16 protein-coding genes are annotated in these 14,845 nt (G+C 72.4%); 10 read left to right on the top strand and 6 right to left on the bottom strand.

Going from position 1 to position 14,845, the window contains the following annotated elements; all coding sequences use genetic code 11:
• Window positions 1-157 precede the first annotated feature (157 nt).
• From Asi03nite_RS26665 to Asi03nite_RS26655, 3 genes are all read right to left on the bottom strand, one after another.
• Window positions 158-1,600, bottom strand: coding sequence for a GntP family permease (locus Asi03nite_RS26665; protein ID WP_203683214.1), 1,443 nt, complete (start codon window positions 1,598-1,600; stop codon window positions 158-160).
• Between the two features lie 170 nt (window positions 1,601-1,770).
• Window positions 1,771-2,376, bottom strand: coding sequence for an acyl-CoA-like ligand-binding transcription factor (locus Asi03nite_RS26660; protein ID WP_203683213.1), 606 nt, complete (start codon window positions 2,374-2,376; stop codon window positions 1,771-1,773).
• The gene (locus Asi03nite_RS26655) at window positions 2,373-3,884 is read right to left on the bottom strand and encodes an MFS transporter (RefSeq protein ID WP_203683212.1); all 1,512 of its coding nucleotides are present in this window, start codon (window positions 3,882-3,884) and stop codon (window positions 2,373-2,375) included. The genes Asi03nite_RS26660 and Asi03nite_RS26655 overlap by 4 nt, the downstream gene beginning before the upstream one ends.
• Before the next feature lie 124 nt (window positions 3,885-4,008).
• Between Asi03nite_RS26655 and Asi03nite_RS26650 the strand changes: the two genes are divergently transcribed.
• Window positions 4,009-4,167, top strand: a complete 159-nt coding sequence (locus Asi03nite_RS26650) for a hypothetical protein (RefSeq protein WP_203683211.1) — start codon at window positions 4,009-4,011, stop codon at window positions 4,165-4,167.
• A 138-nt stretch (window positions 4,168-4,305) separates the two neighbouring features.
• Window positions 4,306-6,150: a molecular chaperone HtpG gene (gene htpG / locus Asi03nite_RS26645; RefSeq protein ID WP_203683210.1), complete on the top strand. Its 1,845-nt coding sequence runs from the start codon at window positions 4,306-4,308 to the stop codon at window positions 6,148-6,150.
• Window positions 6,151-6,232: 82 nt separating this feature from the next.
• On the opposite strand, the gene Asi03nite_RS26640 is transcribed toward htpG, so the two are convergent.
• Window positions 6,233-6,496: a hypothetical protein gene (locus tag Asi03nite_RS26640; RefSeq protein ID WP_239102944.1), complete on the bottom strand. Its 264-nt coding sequence runs from the start codon at window positions 6,494-6,496 to the stop codon at window positions 6,233-6,235.
• Window positions 6,497-6,687: 191 nt separating this feature from the next.
• Between Asi03nite_RS26640 and Asi03nite_RS26635 the strand changes: the two genes are divergently transcribed.
• Both Asi03nite_RS26635 and Asi03nite_RS26630 read left to right on the top strand, forming a co-directional pair.
• Complete coding sequence (locus tag Asi03nite_RS26635) at window positions 6,688-7,053, top strand: hypothetical protein (protein WP_203683208.1); 366 nt, start codon at window positions 6,688-6,690, stop codon at window positions 7,051-7,053.
• 458 nt (window positions 7,054-7,511) lie between these two features.
• A complete protein-coding gene (locus Asi03nite_RS26630; protein ID WP_239102939.1) occupies window positions 7,512-8,378 on the top strand; it encodes an alpha/beta fold hydrolase in 867 nt (288 codons plus the stop codon).
• Here Asi03nite_RS26630 and Asi03nite_RS26625 read toward each other — a convergent pair.
• A complete protein-coding gene (locus Asi03nite_RS26625) occupies window positions 8,375-8,587 on the bottom strand; it encodes a hypothetical protein (protein WP_203683207.1) in 213 nt (70 codons plus the stop codon). The genes Asi03nite_RS26630 and Asi03nite_RS26625 overlap by 4 nt on opposite strands.
• Window positions 8,588-8,712: 125 nt before the next feature.
• On the opposite strand from Asi03nite_RS26625, the gene Asi03nite_RS26620 reads away from it, so the two are divergent.
• Window positions 8,713-9,597 (top strand): ABC transporter substrate-binding protein, encoded by an 885-nt coding sequence (locus tag Asi03nite_RS26620; protein ID WP_203683206.1) that lies wholly within the window; start codon window positions 8,713-8,715, stop codon window positions 9,595-9,597.
• On the opposite strand, the gene Asi03nite_RS26615 is transcribed toward Asi03nite_RS26620, so the two are convergent.
• Complete coding sequence (locus Asi03nite_RS26615) at window positions 9,581-10,327, bottom strand: CDP-alcohol phosphatidyltransferase family protein (RefSeq protein WP_203683205.1); 747 nt, start codon at window positions 10,325-10,327, stop codon at window positions 9,581-9,583. The genes Asi03nite_RS26620 and Asi03nite_RS26615 overlap by 17 nt on opposite strands.
• Window positions 10,328-10,408: 81 nt before the next feature.
• Here Asi03nite_RS26615 and Asi03nite_RS26610 point away from each other — a divergent pair, with 81 nt between their 5' ends.
• Genes Asi03nite_RS26610 through Asi03nite_RS26590 form a run of 5 tightly spaced genes read left to right on the top strand, consistent with a single transcriptional unit; the run spans window position 10,409 to window position 14,844 of the window.
• Window positions 10,409-11,383: a zinc-dependent alcohol dehydrogenase gene (locus tag Asi03nite_RS26610; RefSeq protein WP_203683204.1), complete on the top strand. Its 975-nt coding sequence runs from the start codon at window positions 10,409-10,411 to the stop codon at window positions 11,381-11,383.
• A gap of 58 nt (window positions 11,384-11,441) precedes the next feature.
• Window positions 11,442-11,843: a 6-pyruvoyl trahydropterin synthase family protein gene (locus Asi03nite_RS26605; RefSeq protein ID WP_203683203.1), complete on the top strand. Its 402-nt coding sequence runs from the start codon at window positions 11,442-11,444 to the stop codon at window positions 11,841-11,843.
• A complete protein-coding gene (locus Asi03nite_RS26600; protein ID WP_203683202.1) occupies window positions 11,840-12,925 on the top strand; it encodes a glycosyltransferase family 4 protein in 1,086 nt (361 codons plus the stop codon). The genes Asi03nite_RS26605 and Asi03nite_RS26600 overlap by 4 nt, the downstream gene beginning before the upstream one ends.
• Window positions 12,922-13,674, top strand: coding sequence for a class I SAM-dependent methyltransferase (locus Asi03nite_RS26595; protein ID WP_203683201.1), 753 nt, complete (start codon window positions 12,922-12,924; stop codon window positions 13,672-13,674). The genes Asi03nite_RS26600 and Asi03nite_RS26595 overlap by 4 nt, the downstream gene beginning before the upstream one ends.
• 60 nt (window positions 13,675-13,734) lie before the next feature.
• A complete protein-coding gene (locus Asi03nite_RS26590) occupies window positions 13,735-14,844 on the top strand; it encodes a lysylphosphatidylglycerol synthase transmembrane domain-containing protein (RefSeq protein ID WP_203683200.1) in 1,110 nt (369 codons plus the stop codon).
• Window position 14,845: the final 1 nt, after the last annotated feature.

Here is a 14,845-nt window from a genome sequence, read left to right as displayed (position 1 = left end):
GGACCGGGCCGCCGGAGCGCGCCCGATCCGAGGCCGCCGGTCTTCATCGGGCGCGCGTGAGATCGATACCGCGCGCGGCGCTGTCCCGCGCACCGCTCGCCGGCGCAACCATCGTCGTCAACGCCGTGACCCCGGCCGACCGGCTGGTGCTTTCCTCTCAGACGACCAGGCTGAGCAGCATCACGCAGGCGAACCCCACCACCGAGATGATCGTCTCCATCACCGACCAGGTCTTGATGGTCTGCCCCACGGTCATCCCGAAGTACTCCTTGACCAGCCAGAACCCGGCATCGTTGACGTGCGAGAAGAACAGCGAGCCGGCGCCGATCGCCAGCACCAGCAGGGCCACCTCGGACTGGCCCAGGGTGCCGGCGAGCGGCGCGACGATCCCGGCCGCCGTGATGGTGGCCACCGTGGCCGAGCCGGTCGCCACCCGGATCCCGACCGCGACCAGGAAGCCCAGCAGCAGCGCGTTGATGCTGGCGTCCTTGGCCGCGTCGGCGACCACGTTGCCCACCCCGGTGTCGACCAGCACCTGCTTGAAGCCACCACCGGCGGCCACGATCAGCAGGATGGCGGCGATCGGCGGCAGCGAGCCGCCGACCACCGCGGACGTCTCGCGGCGGTCGAAACCGGCCCGGTACCCGAGCGACCACATCGCCAGCAGGACACCGGCGAGCAGCGCCACCACCGGCGTGCCGAGAACCTCCAGGACGGACCGGACGCCGGTGCCCTCGGCCAGCGTCAGCTCGGCGACCGCGCGGGCCAGCATCAGCACGATGGGCAGCAGGACGGTGAGCACCGCGGGCCAGAACCCCGGGTTGCGGCGGCGGCCCTCGGCCCGGTCCGGCGTGCCGTCCGCGTCCAGGTCCGCCGGATTCCCGCGCCCGCCGGCGGCGCGGTCCGCGTCCGCGTCCGGGCCGCCGGCCCGGCCACGATCAAGACCGCTTGCCGGTACGGCCAGAGGCACGCGCGCCGCGATGAAGTCGCCGAACAGCGGACCCGCCACGATCACCGTCGGGATCGCACAGATCAGGCCGAACAGCAGCGTCAGCCCGAGGTCCGCGTGCAGGCTGTCGATGGCCACCAGCGGGCCGGGGTGCGGCGGCACCAGACCGTGCAGCACCGACAGCCCGGCCAGCGCCGGGATCCCGATCCGCAACAGCCCCACGTCGGTCCGGCGGGCCACCAGCAGCACGATCGGCACGAGCAGGACCACGCCGATCTCGAAGAACAGCGGCAGTCCGACGAGCGCCGCCACGCCGGCCATCGCCCACGGCAGCGCCGTCCCGGACACCCCGGTGACGATGCGCTGCACGATCCCGTCCGCCCCGCCCGACTCGGTCAGCAGCGCGCCGATCATCGATCCGAGCGCGATCAGCACGCCGACGCTGCCGACCGTGCTGCCCAGTCCGCTGGTGAACGACGTGACGATCTTCGCGGGGTCGGCGCCGGCCACCAGGCCGAGGGCGGCGGTGCCGAGGATCAGGGCGAGGAACGGGTGCCACTTGGCCCAGGCGATGAGCAGGACGACCACCGCGATGCCGAGCACCGCGGCGGCGACTAGCTGAGTGGTGCCCGCATCGGTGATGGTCGTCATGACGCGGCGTTACCCGATCAGAGCGGTTTTCACGCCTGTTCCGGAATCCCCCGCACCCTCCCCCGCCTCCCGGCGGCCGGCCGAAGCCGCGCGGCTGGCACCGGGGACGACCCTCGAAGCGCGGCGCGAACCGGCCCGCGGGGGGCCGGCCGGACGCGGCGGGACGGGCGTCAGGTGAGCGGCAGGCCCCGCTGCAGCAGGTCCAGGGCCTCCAGCAGGCGATCGAAGTCGGCGGCGTCGAGAGCCGACTCGCCGGTCATCCGGCCGGGGGGCAGCACCGCCATCACCACCCCGGTGACGGCCCCGCCCAGGGTCCGGATGCGCAGGTCGTCGGCCGGCAGCCCGCACCGCTCGCCGAGCACCTCGGCGATCAGGTCCAGAGCGTCGCCCAGCTGGTGCATCGCGCGGGCGCGCAGCTCCGGGACCTCGGCGAACAGTTTCTGGCGGCGGCGCTCGCTCTCCCAGATCTCCGGGGTGAGACCGGCGAACACCTCGCGCATGGCGCGCCGGACGGCCTCGATGGGCGGGACCTCGGCCGGCTGGGCGCGGACCGCGGCGGCGATGACCGGATCGTAGTCGTCGACCAGTATCACGTCTTCCTTCGCGGGGAAGTAACGGAAGAACGTGCTCGGCGAGACCTCGGCCGCCTCCGCGATCTGGTCCACGGTGGTCGACGCGTACCCCTGCTCCTCGAACAATCGCATGGCGTGCTCGCGGATGGCGGCCCTGGTCTTCGCCTTCTTGCGCTCGCGCAGGCTGGTCGGGCTCGCAGTCATGCCCCCGATTCTGCCAGCACGTCCGCGGCGGGATCGGGGGCCGGGCGGCGCGCGTGCCGGGGCAGGATCAGCGCGAGCAGCACCCCGGACGCGGCGACCACCCCGGTGATGACCAGCGCGGTGTCCATGCCGTGGGTGAACGCGTGCCGCACCGTCTCGAGCATCCCCGGGTCACCGGACTGCCGCGCGATCGCGACCCCGGCGGCGGCGCTGTCGCCGGTGGCGTCCGGCAGGCCGGCGGCGCTCACCTCGTCGCGATACCCCGAGTTCAGCACGGTGCCCAGCACCGCGACGCCGATCGCGCTGCCGACCTGCCGCATCGCCTGGATCAGCCCGGAGCCGACCCCGCTGCGCTCCGGGCTGAGCGCGGCGAGTGCCGCGTTCATCGACGGCGGCAGGGTGAACCCGAGCCCGATGCCGGCGACCGACACCCAGGCGGCGAGGTAGCCGTAGGACGTGTCCGCGCCGGTGCGCGCGCCGGCGAGCAGCGCCCCGGCCATCAGCGCCAGCCCGGCTCCGACCACCCGGCGCGCGCCTACCCGCTCGACCATCGGGTCGGCCAGCCGGGCGCCGACCATCAGGCCACCGATCACCGGGAGCAGGCGCAGGCCGGTGCCGAACGCGTCCTGCCCGCCCACCGCCTGGAACAGCTGCGGCAGCGCGAAGAGCAGCCCGAAGAACGCGAAGCTGGCGATCGTGGCGAGCACCGAGCCGCCGGTGAACCCGCGCGAGCGGAACAGGCCGAGATCGATCAGCGGCGCCGCGGCCCGGCGCTGCCAGATCGCGAGCGCGGCCAGCGCGGCCACGCCGCCGGTGATGGTCAGCAGCGACAGCGGGTCGCCCAGGCCGCGTTCACCGGCTTCGATGATCCCGTAGGTCACGCCGGTCAGGCCCGCCCCGGACAGGACCACGCCGGGCAGGTCGACCCGGCGCTGCCGGTCACCGTGCGACTCGGGCACCCAGGCGGTGACCGCGAGCAGCCCGAAGGCCACGATCGGCAGGTTGATCAGGAAGACCGACCCCCACCAGAAGTGGTCGAGCAGCCAGCCGCCGAGCAGCGGGCCGAGCGGGATGCCCAGCGCGTTCGCGGTGACCCAGATGCTCAGCGCGCGGGGCCGCGTCCGCTCGTCGAAGACCACTGTCAGCACCGCGCCGATCAGCGGCATGATCACCGCGGACGCGAGCCCGAGCACCGACCGGGCCACGATCAGCTGGCCGGTGGTCGTCGCCCAGGCGCACCAGGCGGACGCGGCCCCGAACAGCACCAGCGCCCCGATCAGGAACTTCTTGCGACCGAACCGGTCACCGAGCATCCCGGCCGGCAGCAGCGCGGCGGCCAGGACGAGCAGGTAGGAGGTGGTGAACCACTGCAGGTCACCGGTGGAGGCACCGAGGTCGTGGGCCAGTGTCGGCAGCGCCACGCTGAGCACCGTGCCGTCCAGACCGACCGCGAGCGTGCAGAACGCCAATGCGGCGAGCGCGAACCAGCGCGCTGGGGAGGTAGTCATGAAATGAGAGTAAGTATCAAAAGACAGCTGCTATCAGATTTCTCAGACTCCTCTCAGGTTCGGGCGCGCCTTTCCCCCGGTTCTGCCCGGACTGTGTGAGGATCATGGATGGGGGGTGGAGGCGATGAAGAAGGTGCTGGGCTCGGTGCTGCTGGTCCTGCTGGTCTTCTGGATCGGCACGAACCCGGGTCCGGCCGCCGACGTCGCCCGCGGCATCGGCGACGGCGTGGCCGAGATCTTCACCAACATCGGCACGTTCTTCGTCGACCTCTCGCGCGGCTGATCCCACCGCCGGCGATCACGCCGCCCGCCCGGAAGATCCGGATTCGCGGCCGACGACGGGCCGATCCCGTGGTGCCCTCCACGCGGGGCGGGCCGCGTCATACGATCGGCCTGGAACACCGGACAAGGACGGAAACGGGTGACGATGGAGACGTTGGAGTTCCAGGCCGAGGCGCGCCAGCTGTTGCAGCTGATGGTCCACTCGATCTATTCGAACAAGGACATCTTCCTGCGTGAGCTGATCTCGAACGCGTCCGACGCGCTGGACAAGTTGCGCCTGGCCAAGCTGCAGGACGGGCTGGAGGCGGACACCTCCGACCTGCACATCGAGATCGAGGCGGACACCGAGGCGCGGACGCTGACGGTGCGCGACAACGGCATCGGCATGACCCGCGAGGAGGTCGTGGCGCTGATCGGGACGATCGCCAAGTCCGGCACCGCCGATCTGCTGGCCAAGCTGAAGGAGGCGTCCGAGAAGAAGGGCGACGCCGAGCTGATCGGCCAGTTCGGTGTCGGTTTCTACTCGACGTTCATGGTCGCCGACAAGGTCACGCTGGTGACCCGCAAGGCCGGCACCGAGGGGCACGGCACGCGCTGGGAGTCCGCGGGGGAGGGCACGTACACGATCGACGACGAGCCGGACGCGCCGGTCGGCACCACTGTCACGCTGCAACTGCGGCCGAAGGACGAGGAGGACGCGCTCTACGACTACGCCGACGAGTGGCGGATCAAGCAGATCGTCAAGCGGTACTCGGACTTCATCTCGTTCCCGATCCGGATGGGCGACGAGACGCTGAACTCGCAGAAGGCGCTCTGGGCCCGCCCGCGCAGCGAGGTCTCCGACGACGAGTACCACCAGTTCTACCGGCACATCAGCCACGACTGGTCGGACCCGCTCGAGATCATCAACATGAAGGCGGAGGGCACCTTCGAGTACGAGGCGCTGCTCTTCATCCCGTCCCGGGCCCCGCACGACCTGTTCCAGCGGGACGCCCGCCGGGGCCTGCAGCTCTACGTCAAGCGCGTCTTCATCATGGACGACAGCAAGGAGCTGATCCCGGACTACCTGCGCTTCGTCAAGGGCGTGGTGGACGCGGCCGACCTGTCGCTGAACATCTCGCGCGAGATCCTGCAGCAGGACCGGCACATCCAGATGATCCGCCGACGGCTGGTGAAGAAGGTCCTCTCCACCATCAAGGACCTGATGACCAGCAACCCGGAGAAGTACGCGACGTTCTGGCGCGAGTTCGGCCGCGCGGTCAAGGAGGGCCTGCTCAGCGAACCCGACAACCACAAGCCGATCCTGGAGATCGCCTCGTTCGCCACCACCCACGGGACCGAGCCCACCACGCTCGCCGGCTACGTGGAGCGGATGAAGGAGGACCAGGAGGAGATCTACTACCTGACCGGCGAGAGCCGTTCCCAGGTGGAGAACTCGCCGCACATGGAGGCGTTCCGCGAGCAGGGGTACGAGGTGCTGATCCTGACCGACCCGGTCGACGAGATCTGGGTCGACGCGGTCCCCGACTTCGACGGCAAGAAGCTGCGCTCGATCGCCCGCGGCTCGGTCGACCTGAAGAAGGACGAGGAGGTCAAGGAGCCGGAGGGCGACTTCGCCCCGCTCCTCGGTTTCCTCAAGGAGAAGCTGGACGAGCAGGTCAAGGAGGTACGCCTGTCGCACCGCCTGACCACGTCGGCGGCGTGCCTGGTCAGCGACCAGGACGACATCACTCCGGCACTGGAGAAGATGTACCGCGCGATGGGCCAGGAGGGCCCGCGGGTCAAGCGGATCCTGGAGCTCAACCCGAACCACCCGCTGGTCGCCGGGTTGCGCTCGGCGCACGAGCGCGGCGCCGACGACGCGGCGCTGCCGGAGACCGCGGAGCTTCTCTACGGCACGGCGCTGCTGGCCGAGGGCGGCGACCTGGAGGACCCGGCCCGCTTCGCCAAGCTGCTCGCCGACCGCCTGGCCCGCACGGTCTGACCAGCTGTTCTTCTCTCCGGAGCGCGGCCCTTCGGGGCCGCGCTCCCCTTTTCGCCGCCGGCTCGGGCCGGCCCGCCTCCGCTCAGGCCGGATCGCATCCCGGGCCGGCGGCACGTCCGCCGACGATCCGGTAGCGCGAGATGTCCCCGTCGAGGAACGGCTGCAGCTGCGTGACCGAGGTCGGGTCGGCGTCGTTCAGCGCGATGAACCCGACGATCGCCGTGTCCACCGTCCGGCAGGTGGCCCTGTCCGCCACCGCCTGCGCCTCGGCCTTGATCTTGTCGGGCCTTAACGCAGCGTAAGAAGCGCCACCGATACTGAGGGTGAGCGCACAGGCCACGGTCATCTCGATCAAACGCACCAGAGCAGGCTAGCCACCATTACCTAGGGTCACAGTAGCCCGTTCAGACAAGATCACAAGTACGGAAAGCGACTGTGCCATTCGAGGGAATGAATCGTCGTGAGGCTTTACGGGGCCGCTGCCGCCTTTATACCGTGGTTACACGGAGCAACGGTCTGATAACGCAGGAGGATCCCATGCGTCGTGCCGCTGTCGTTCTCGCCGTCCTCGTCGCGGGTCTCTGGATCGCCGCGCCGGCTCAGGCGTTCGCCCACAACAATGTTCACAACGTCTACTTCCACACCCTGCTCGACGGCCTGACCCTGCTCGTGGTCTCGGCGCCGGTGTGGACGGCGATGCTGTGGAGCGGCCGGCGCAAGTGGCTGATGGCCGCACTGATCGCGGTGGTGCAGATCCCGGTCGCGGTGATCGGGTTCGTGCCGATCGTGAACCCGTACCTGCACCTCACGCTCTTCCTGCTGGCGATCGCCCTGACCGGGGTCTCGCTACGGGCCGTCCGCGACCGGTCGCGCGCCGCCGCCACGGCGCCCGCCTCCCGCTGAGTCGCGGGACGCCGGCTCGTCCCCTGCCGGCGGACGCGGTCAGCAGGCGACTCGCCGCCCGCCGGCTGCCGCACCCGCCGCGCAGGACGCGCACCCATTCGCCCGTGGATGCGCCAACGGCCAGGCCGATCACGGCCTGGCCGTTCTTCGTCCACGGCCCGGCCAGTGGCAGGTCGGCCACTGGAACGGCGTCGCGGACCTCGAGCGTCTCGCGCGACCTCCGGCACCCGGCCGCCGCGGAGATCGGATTCCACCCCGATCCGGCCCTCGAATTCCGACATATCCGGCAGCCGCCACGGGGCGTCGATCACCGGACCGAACCGGGCCTGGCAAGAATCCGTACCACCGGCGTTTGATCGCCATCGGACCGGATCGGCGCGGGCGGCTCACATCGATCTCGTCATCCGTTGTGATCCGGTTTTAACCTGACTGTCGGTGAGCGCCGCCACAATGACCTGGTGGTGACCGAGACGATGATGCCGGTCAACGGCATCCAGGTGTGCCTGGAAACCTTCGGTGAACGGGCCGATCCCCCTCTCCTGCTGCTCGCCGGTGAGGCGAGCTCGATGGACTGGTGGGACGACGAGTTCTGCCGCCGGCTCGCCGCCGGCGGCCGGTTCGTGATCCGCTACGACCATCGCGACACGGGACGGTCCACCGCGTTCCCGGCCGGCGCGGCGTATTCCGGCGTGGACCTGATGAACGACGCGCTCGGCGTGCTGGACGCGCTCGGCGTGCCCGCCGCGCACCTGGTCGGCCTGTCCCTGGGCGGCGCGCTCGCCCAGCGGATCGCCGTCGGGCAGCCACACCGGGTGCTGAGCCTGACCCTGATCGCGACCAGCGCCGGCCTCGGCCCGGACGCCACCCCCGTGCTGGCCGGCGTCACCGCGCTCGCGGCCCGCGCCGGGCCGGGAGCCGAGGTCCGCGTCCGTGCCGCGACCGACGGCGTCGACTGGTCCGACCGTCGCGCGGCGGTGGCCGGCCTGATCGCCGAGATCCGCGCGCGGGGCGGCCCGTTCACGCCGGACGAACCGCAGCTGCGCCGGCTCGCCGAGCGCGTCTACGACCGGTCGGCCGACCTGGGCGCCGCCCGGGAGAACCACAGGCGGGCCGGTTACGGTCCCCCGGTCCGCGACCGCCTGCCCGCGATCGAGGCGCCCACGCTGATCCTGCACGGCACGCTGGACCAGCACTTCCCCGCCGAGCACCCGCGCGAGCTGGCCCGGGTGATCCCGGGTTCGCGGCTGGTCTGGCTGGAGGGGGTGGGCCACGAGGTCCCGCCCCGCGCCGTCTGGCACCAGGTGCTCACGGAGATCCTCGGTTAGGTCCGCTGGCGCACGCCGGCCAGCAGGGACAGCCCGGCGACCACGGAACCGGCGCAGGTGGCCAGGTAGCCGAAGATCAGGACCGGTCCGGCGGCCACGCTGAGGCCGGCCAGCACCAGGACGGCCAGGAACGCGACAGCCACGGAGCCCGCGGTCAGCACCCAGCCGGCCGCCTTCGTATCGGCGTGGGCCAGCGGCGCGGTCGTCATCCCGGTCCCCCTTCACGAGACAGCAGCGATGGCGTCCAGCATCGACCTCTGCCGTGCCGGGCACATCCGACCGCGGTTGGAATTCCAAAGCCCCGATATCGGCCTTTCGGCCTACTGTCACAGGTATGCGTCTGGTGTCCCTGCTGCCGTCCGCCACCGAGATCGTGTACGCCCTGGGACTCGGTGACGACCTGGTCGGTGTGACGTTCGAGTGCGACGAGCCGGCCCACGTCCGCTCGTCGAAGACCGTGGTGGTCGGCGGCCGGGACACCCGGGACATGACGCCGGCCGAGATCGACGACTACGTCCGCACGCGGATGGCGGCGGGTGGCGACCTCTACACCCTGCACGCCGGCGCGCTGGCGGAGCTCGCGCCGGACCTCATCCTCACACAGGACCTGTGCCGGGTGTGCGCGCTGCCCTCCGGGCACGTGGACGAGGCGCTGGCGCACCTGGGCTGCCGGGCCGGCGTGCTGAGCCTCGACCCGCACTCGCTGGCCGACGTGCTGGACACGTTCGTCGAGGTGGCCGTGGCCGCCGGCGTACCCGAGAGGGGCCGGAGGCTGGTTGCTGAAGGGGAGCGGCGCCTGGCCGCGACAGCGGCGGCGGTGGCCGGGCGGCCACGGCCGCGGGTGGCCGTGGTGGAGTGGGTGGACCCGCCGTTCACCGGTGGGCACTGGGTGCCGGATCTGATCGCGGCGGCCGGCGGCGAGGCGGTGGCCGCGATGCCCGGGAAGCGGTCGGTGCAGGTGTCCTGGGCCGAGCTGACGGCGCCGGACCCGGACGTCGTGCTGGTCACCCCGTGCGGCTATCACCTGGACGGGGCGGTGCGGCAGGCGGAGGCGGTGCTGCCGCACTTCCCGGACGCCCAGGTGTGGGCGATCGACGGGGACGGGCTGGTGGTGCGCCCGGGGCCGCGGCTGGTGGACGGCGTGGAGGCGATCGCCGCCATCCTGCACCCGGACGCCGTGCCCGCGGCACGTCCGGAAACGATCAGACGCGTCCAGTGACCAGCCGGAACCGGCGCACCACAGCGGATTCCCGGTGGAGCCACGCGATGTCCCGCCCGAACGACCAGCTCAGCGAGCCGAGCGCGAACGCCAGCACGACCACCGACGCCCGGTGCGGCAACAGGCCGCTGGCCACCAGCGCGAGCAGGACGCCCTGCTGAGCGGCCACCACCTTGCGGGAGAACCGCGCCGGCAGCGCGGCGTTGAGCCAGGGCAGCGCCCAGGACGCGGCGACGAAGGCGTACCGGAACCCGCCGATGGCCAGCGCCCACCAGCCGTGGTGCAAGCCCGCGTAGACGCTGAGCACCAGGATCAGGAACGCGTCCACCTCCATGTCGAAGCGCGCCCCGAGCGCCGACGACGTCCCGGTGCGGCGGGCCACCTGCCCGTCCACGCCGTCCATCGCGAGGGCCACCGACGCGATCGTGACCAGCAGCCAGACCGGGATCCGGTGGCCCAGGACCGAGCTGGTGACCAGGGCGGTCACCCCGCCGGTGAGGATGGCACGGCTGAAGGTGACCAGGTTGGCCCAGCCCAGGAACGTCATCCCGGCGCGATCCAGCGCGGCGCCGAGCAGGACGCAGAGGACCACGCCGTACGCGATCCCGGCGATCCCGCCGGCCGGCGTCAGTCCGGCGGTCACGGCCAGCAGCGCGATCAGCGCGAGCTGGGCCGCGAACCCGGCGAAAGGCGCCCGGGACGGGGTCGTCGTGGCGGTCGTGATGGTCACCGTGCCTCCTGGACTTAGGGTCTAACCGCTGTCCTCCACCAACACGCTTGTCGAGGACTTTCGGTTCAGAGGAGTTGGTCTGTGTTCGACGCAAGGGCCTTTTGGGTGCCTTTCCCCGGGTCAGGGGAGATACGCACGGAATCGGTCCCGGATCCCGGTCCGGGCGAGGTGCTGGTGCGCACGCTGCACTCCGGGGTGAGCCGGGGCACCGAGACCCTGGTGTTCTCCGGGCGGGTGCCGGAGAGCCAGTGGGCCACCATGCGGGCGCCGTTCCAGGCGGGGGACTTCCCGGGGCCGGTGAAGTACGGCTACCTGAACGTCGGGGTGGTCGAGGCGGGCGACCCCGAGCTGACCGGCCGGACCGTCTTCGCGCTCTTTCCGCACCAGACGCGCTATGTGGTGCCGAAGACCGCCGTCACCGTCGTCCCCGACGACGTCCCGGCGGGCCGGGCGGTGCTCACCGGCACCGTGGAGACCGCTGTCAACGCCGTCTGGGACGCCGCTCCCCAGCTGGGCGACCGGATCACCGTCGTGGGCGGCGGCATGGTCGGCTCGTCGGTGGCCGCGATCCTGGCCGGCTACCCGGGCGCCGACGTGCAGCTGGTCGACGCCGATCCGGCCCGCGCCGGGACCGCCGAGCGGCTGGGGGTGGCGTTCGCCCTGCCGGACGACGCGGACACCGGCCGCGACCTGGTGATCCACGCCAGCGCCAGCCCGGCCGGCCTGGCCCGCTCGCTGGAACTGCTCCGGACCGAGGGCACAGTCGTGGAGCTGAGCTGGTACGGCGACCGGGAGGTGCCGCTACGGCTCGGCGAGTTCTTCCACTCCCGGCGGCTCACCATCCGCAGCAGCCAGGTCGGCGGCATCCTCCCGCAGCGCGGCCGCGACTACGCCGAACGTCTGGCGCTGGCCCTCCGGCTGCTGCGCGACGACCGCTTCGAGGCGCTGCTGACCGGCCGGTCCGCCTTCGACGAGCTGCCCGCGGTGCTGCCGCGGCTGGCCGACGGCAGCCTGCCCGCCCTCTGCCACGTGATCGACTACCCCGCCGGGAATTGATCTTTACCGTCCGGGTAACCGTTGTGCTCGACAGATCCGCGAACCGAGGAGAGTGCCCTTGTTCAGCGTCACCGTCCGCGACCACATCATGATCGCGCACAGCTTCTCCGGCGAGGTCTTCGGGCCCGCTCAGCGGCTGCACGGCGCCACCTTCCTGGTGGACGCCACCTTCCGCCGCCCGGAACTGGACGAGGACAACATCGTCGTCGACATCGGCCTGGCCAGCGAGCAGCTGAAGACCGTCTGCGGCAGCCTGAGCTACCGCAACCTGGACGACGACCCGGAGTTCTCCGGCGTCAACACGTCCACCGAGTTCCTGGCCAAGGTGATCGCCGACCGGCTGGCCGTGCGGATCGGCGCCGGCGAACTCGGCCCGGGCGCCGCCGGCCTCACCGGCCTCCAGGTCACCCTGCACGAGTCGCACATCGCCTGGGCCAGCTACGAGCGAACCCTGCGGTGACCTCCGTGCTCCACGTGGTGCTGCCGGGCGGGATCGACGACCCGGCAGCACCCAGCGGCGGCAACCGTTACGACCGCCGCGTCCTGACCCGGTTCCAGGAGCAGAAGCTGCGATCGGACGTACGCGAGGAAGCCGTCCCCGGCGCCTGGCCCCGCCCCGCCCAACCCGATCGCGACCGCCTGTCCCGCCTCCTCACCGAGATCCCGGACGGCGCCACGGTGCTGTTCGACGGCCTCGTCGCCGGCGGGATCCCGGAGGTCCTGGAGCCACACGCCACCCGGCTGCGCCTGGTGATCCTGGTCCACCTGCCGCTGAGCGACGAGACCGGCCTCTCCCCCGCGCAGGCGGCCGAGCTGCGCGCGCTGGAGGGCCGGGCGCTGCACCTGGCGGCTGGCGTGATCGCGACCAGTACCCGGGCGGCCGCCCACGTGGCCGCGATGCACGGCCTCCCCAAGGTCCACGTCGCGCCGCCGGGTGTCGACCCGGCCACTCCGGCGACCGGGTCCCGCACCGGCCACCGCCTGCTCTGTGTGGCGTCGCTGACCCCGCGCAAGGGCCAGGACCTGCTGCTGACGGCGTTGTCCCGGCTGACGGACCTGTCCTGGGAGTGCACCTTCGCCGGCGCCGGCACGATCCCGCCGATCCCCGCGGGCCTGGCCGGGCGGGTCGCCTTCCCGGGGCCGCTGACCGGCGCGGAGCTGGACGCCGCCTACACGAACGCCGACCTGTTCGTGCTCCCGTCACGCGCCGAGACGTACGGCATGGTCGTCACCGAAGCCCTGGCCCACGCCCTGCCGGTGGTGGCCACCGAGGTCGGCGGCGTGCCGGAGGCGCTCGGGACGGTCACCATGAGCGATACCGCCCACGGCGACCCGGCACCGGCCGTACCACCGGGCCTGCTTCTGCCTCCGGAGGATCCCGGAGCGCTGGCAGCGGCCCTGCGCGGCTGGCTCACCGACCCGGACCTGCGCACGCGCTGGCGGGCTCGGGCACGAGCGCGCCGCGAGACCCTGACCGGATGGGATCAGACCGCCGAACGCCTGGCCGGCATCCTGCGACAGATCGAGGAAGGAACCGCATGACCGGAGAATTCAGCGCCGACTGGCTGGGCCTGCGTGAGCCCGCCGACACCGACGCCCGCTCCCTGGAACTGGCCGGACTGCTGCCCAGGCCGGTCAAGGTGATCCGGGACCTGGGGTGCGGCACCGGCTCGCTGGGCCGGTGGCTGGCGCCGCGGCTGCCGGTCCCGCAGCTCTGGATCCTCACCGACCGCGACCACGACCTGCTGGAGATCGCCGCCGACCGGATGCCCGAGGGCGTCAACGTGGCGATCGACGAGCGGGACGTGACCGAGCTGACCCGGGACGACCTGACCGGCGCCGACCTGGTCACCTGCTCCGCGCTGCTGGACCTGCTCACCGCCGCCGAGGTGGACCGGCTGGTCGAGGTGTGCGCGCAGGCCCGGGCGAACGCGCTGTTCACGCTCTCGGTGACCGGCCGGGTCCGGTTCACGCCGGCCGACCCGCGCGACGGCCTGATCCAGGACGCGTTCAACGAGCACCAGCGCCGGGACGCGAAGCTCGGGCCGGACGCCCCGGACCACGCCGCCGCCGCGTTCGAGAGGGCCGGCGCGCGCGTCGTCGTCCGGGACAGCGCCTGGCAGCTCGGTTCCCGGCGGCCGGACCTGACCGCGCAGTGGTTGCGCGGCTGGGTCGGCGCGGCCGCCGAGCAGCGCCCTGACCTGCGCTTCGACGACTATCTGGCGGCCCGCACCGCGGATCTGCCGGAGGTCACGGTCGGGCACAAGGATGTTTTGGCGATCTTCGACTGAACCGCGGCGCGGCGGTCGGGCGTACTAGTCCCTGAGGAAGCGACGAGGGGACGAGACAAAGTGAGCCGATCGTTCTGGGCCTGGGCCCGCCTGCTGGGCGGCGCCGCGATCATCGCGCTGGTGCTGTGGCGACTGGGCACCGGCGCGTTCCTGGACGGGCTGCGGGTGCTCGACGGCGGCACGCTGGCGCTCGCCTTCGGGATCGGGGTGGTGACCACGGTGCTCAGCGCCTGGCGCTGGTGCCTGGTCGCCCGCGGCCTGGGCCTGCGGTTGTCGCTGCGGGACGCGACGGCCGACTACTACCAGGCGCTGTTCCTCAACGCGGCCCTGCCGGGCGGGGTGCTCGGCGACGTGGGCCGGGCCGTCTCGCACGGCCGCGAGGAGGGCGACGTGGGCCGCGGCGTCCGCGCGGTCGTCCTGGAGCGCACCGCCGGGCAGGTCGTCCTCGTCGTGGTCGGCGCGGCGGTGCTGTTCACGGTGCCGTCGCCGGTGCTGAGCGTGCTCGGCGAGCACGGGCGCACGGTGGCCGTGGCGGCCGCCGGCGCGGCGATCGCCGCGCTGCTGGCCCTCGGCCTGGCCCGGCGGGTGCGGCGGAGCGGCTCCAAGCTGGCCGGAGCTGCCCGGACCGGGGCCGCGGAGATCCGTTCCGGGCTGCTGGCCCGGGGGAACTGGCCGGGCGTGCTGTTCGCGTCGGCGATGGTGCTGTTCGGGCATCTGGCCACGTTCCTGGTCGCCGCCCGGGTGGCCGGCAACCACGTCTCGTTCCTGGCGCTGGCGCCGATGCTGCTGCTGGCCCTGCTGGCGATGGGGATCCCGCTGAACGTGGGCGGCTGGGGACCCCGGGAGGGCGTCATGGCGTGGGCGTTCGGCGCCGCCGGGCTGAGCGCGGAGCAGGGGGTGACGATCGCTGTGGCGTACGGCATCTGTGCCTTCGTCGCGGCCGCGCCGGGCGCGGCCGTGGTCGCCGCGCGCGCCGCGCGCAAGCTGCGGCCGGCCAAGGACGCCGAGGTCACCGTGGTCGTGCCGGTCGCGGCCCAACCCACTTTCCGGGTACGCATCACCGCCCCGGTCTCCCCCGCGGTGGTCGCCGCCTCGCCGGCGCCGGTGCCGGTGCGGATCCGCCGGACGGTGCGGCGACCCGCGTACAGCTCGAGCGGGGTCGCGGCTTGAT

The sequence above is a fragment of the Actinoplanes siamensis genome, assembly GCF_016862395.1.
Lineage (GTDB): Bacteria > Actinomycetota > Actinomycetes > Mycobacteriales > Micromonosporaceae > Actinoplanes > Actinoplanes siamensis.
Note: the sequence above shows the minus strand (reverse complement) of the source record. Positions and strands in the feature narration are given on the sequence as shown.

What these genes read in the sequence shown, in the direction of transcription:
- Asi03nite_RS26660 (WP_203683213.1), bottom strand. Translation starts at nt 2,376, where the DNA reads ATGACTGCGAGCCCGACCAGCCTGCGCGAGCGCAAGAAGGCGAAGACC.
- Asi03nite_RS26620 (WP_203683206.1), top strand. Translation starts at nt 8,713, where the DNA reads ATGCGTCTGGTGTCCCTGCTGCCGTCCGCCACCGAGATCGTGTACGCC.
- Asi03nite_RS26655 (WP_203683212.1), bottom strand. Translation starts at nt 3,884, where the DNA reads ATGACTACCTCCCCAGCGCGCTGGTTCGCGCTCGCCGCATTGGCGTTC.
- Asi03nite_RS26665 (WP_203683214.1), bottom strand. Translation starts at nt 1,600, where the DNA reads ATGACGACCATCACCGATGCGGGCACCACTCAGCTAGTCGCCGCCGCG.
- Asi03nite_RS26640 (WP_239102944.1), bottom strand. Translation starts at nt 6,496, where the DNA reads ATGACCGTGGCCTGTGCGCTCACCCTCAGTATCGGTGGCGCTTCTTAC.
- Asi03nite_RS26650 (WP_203683211.1), top strand. Translation starts at nt 4,009, where the DNA reads ATGAAGAAGGTGCTGGGCTCGGTGCTGCTGGTCCTGCTGGTCTTCTGG.
- Asi03nite_RS26635 (WP_203683208.1), top strand. Translation starts at nt 6,688, where the DNA reads ATGCGTCGTGCCGCTGTCGTTCTCGCCGTCCTCGTCGCGGGTCTCTGG.
- Asi03nite_RS26595 (WP_203683201.1), top strand. Translation starts at nt 12,922, where the DNA reads ATGACCGGAGAATTCAGCGCCGACTGGCTGGGCCTGCGTGAGCCCGCC.
- Asi03nite_RS26625 (WP_203683207.1), bottom strand. Translation starts at nt 8,587, where the DNA reads ATGACGACCGCGCCGCTGGCCCACGCCGATACGAAGGCGGCCGGCTGG.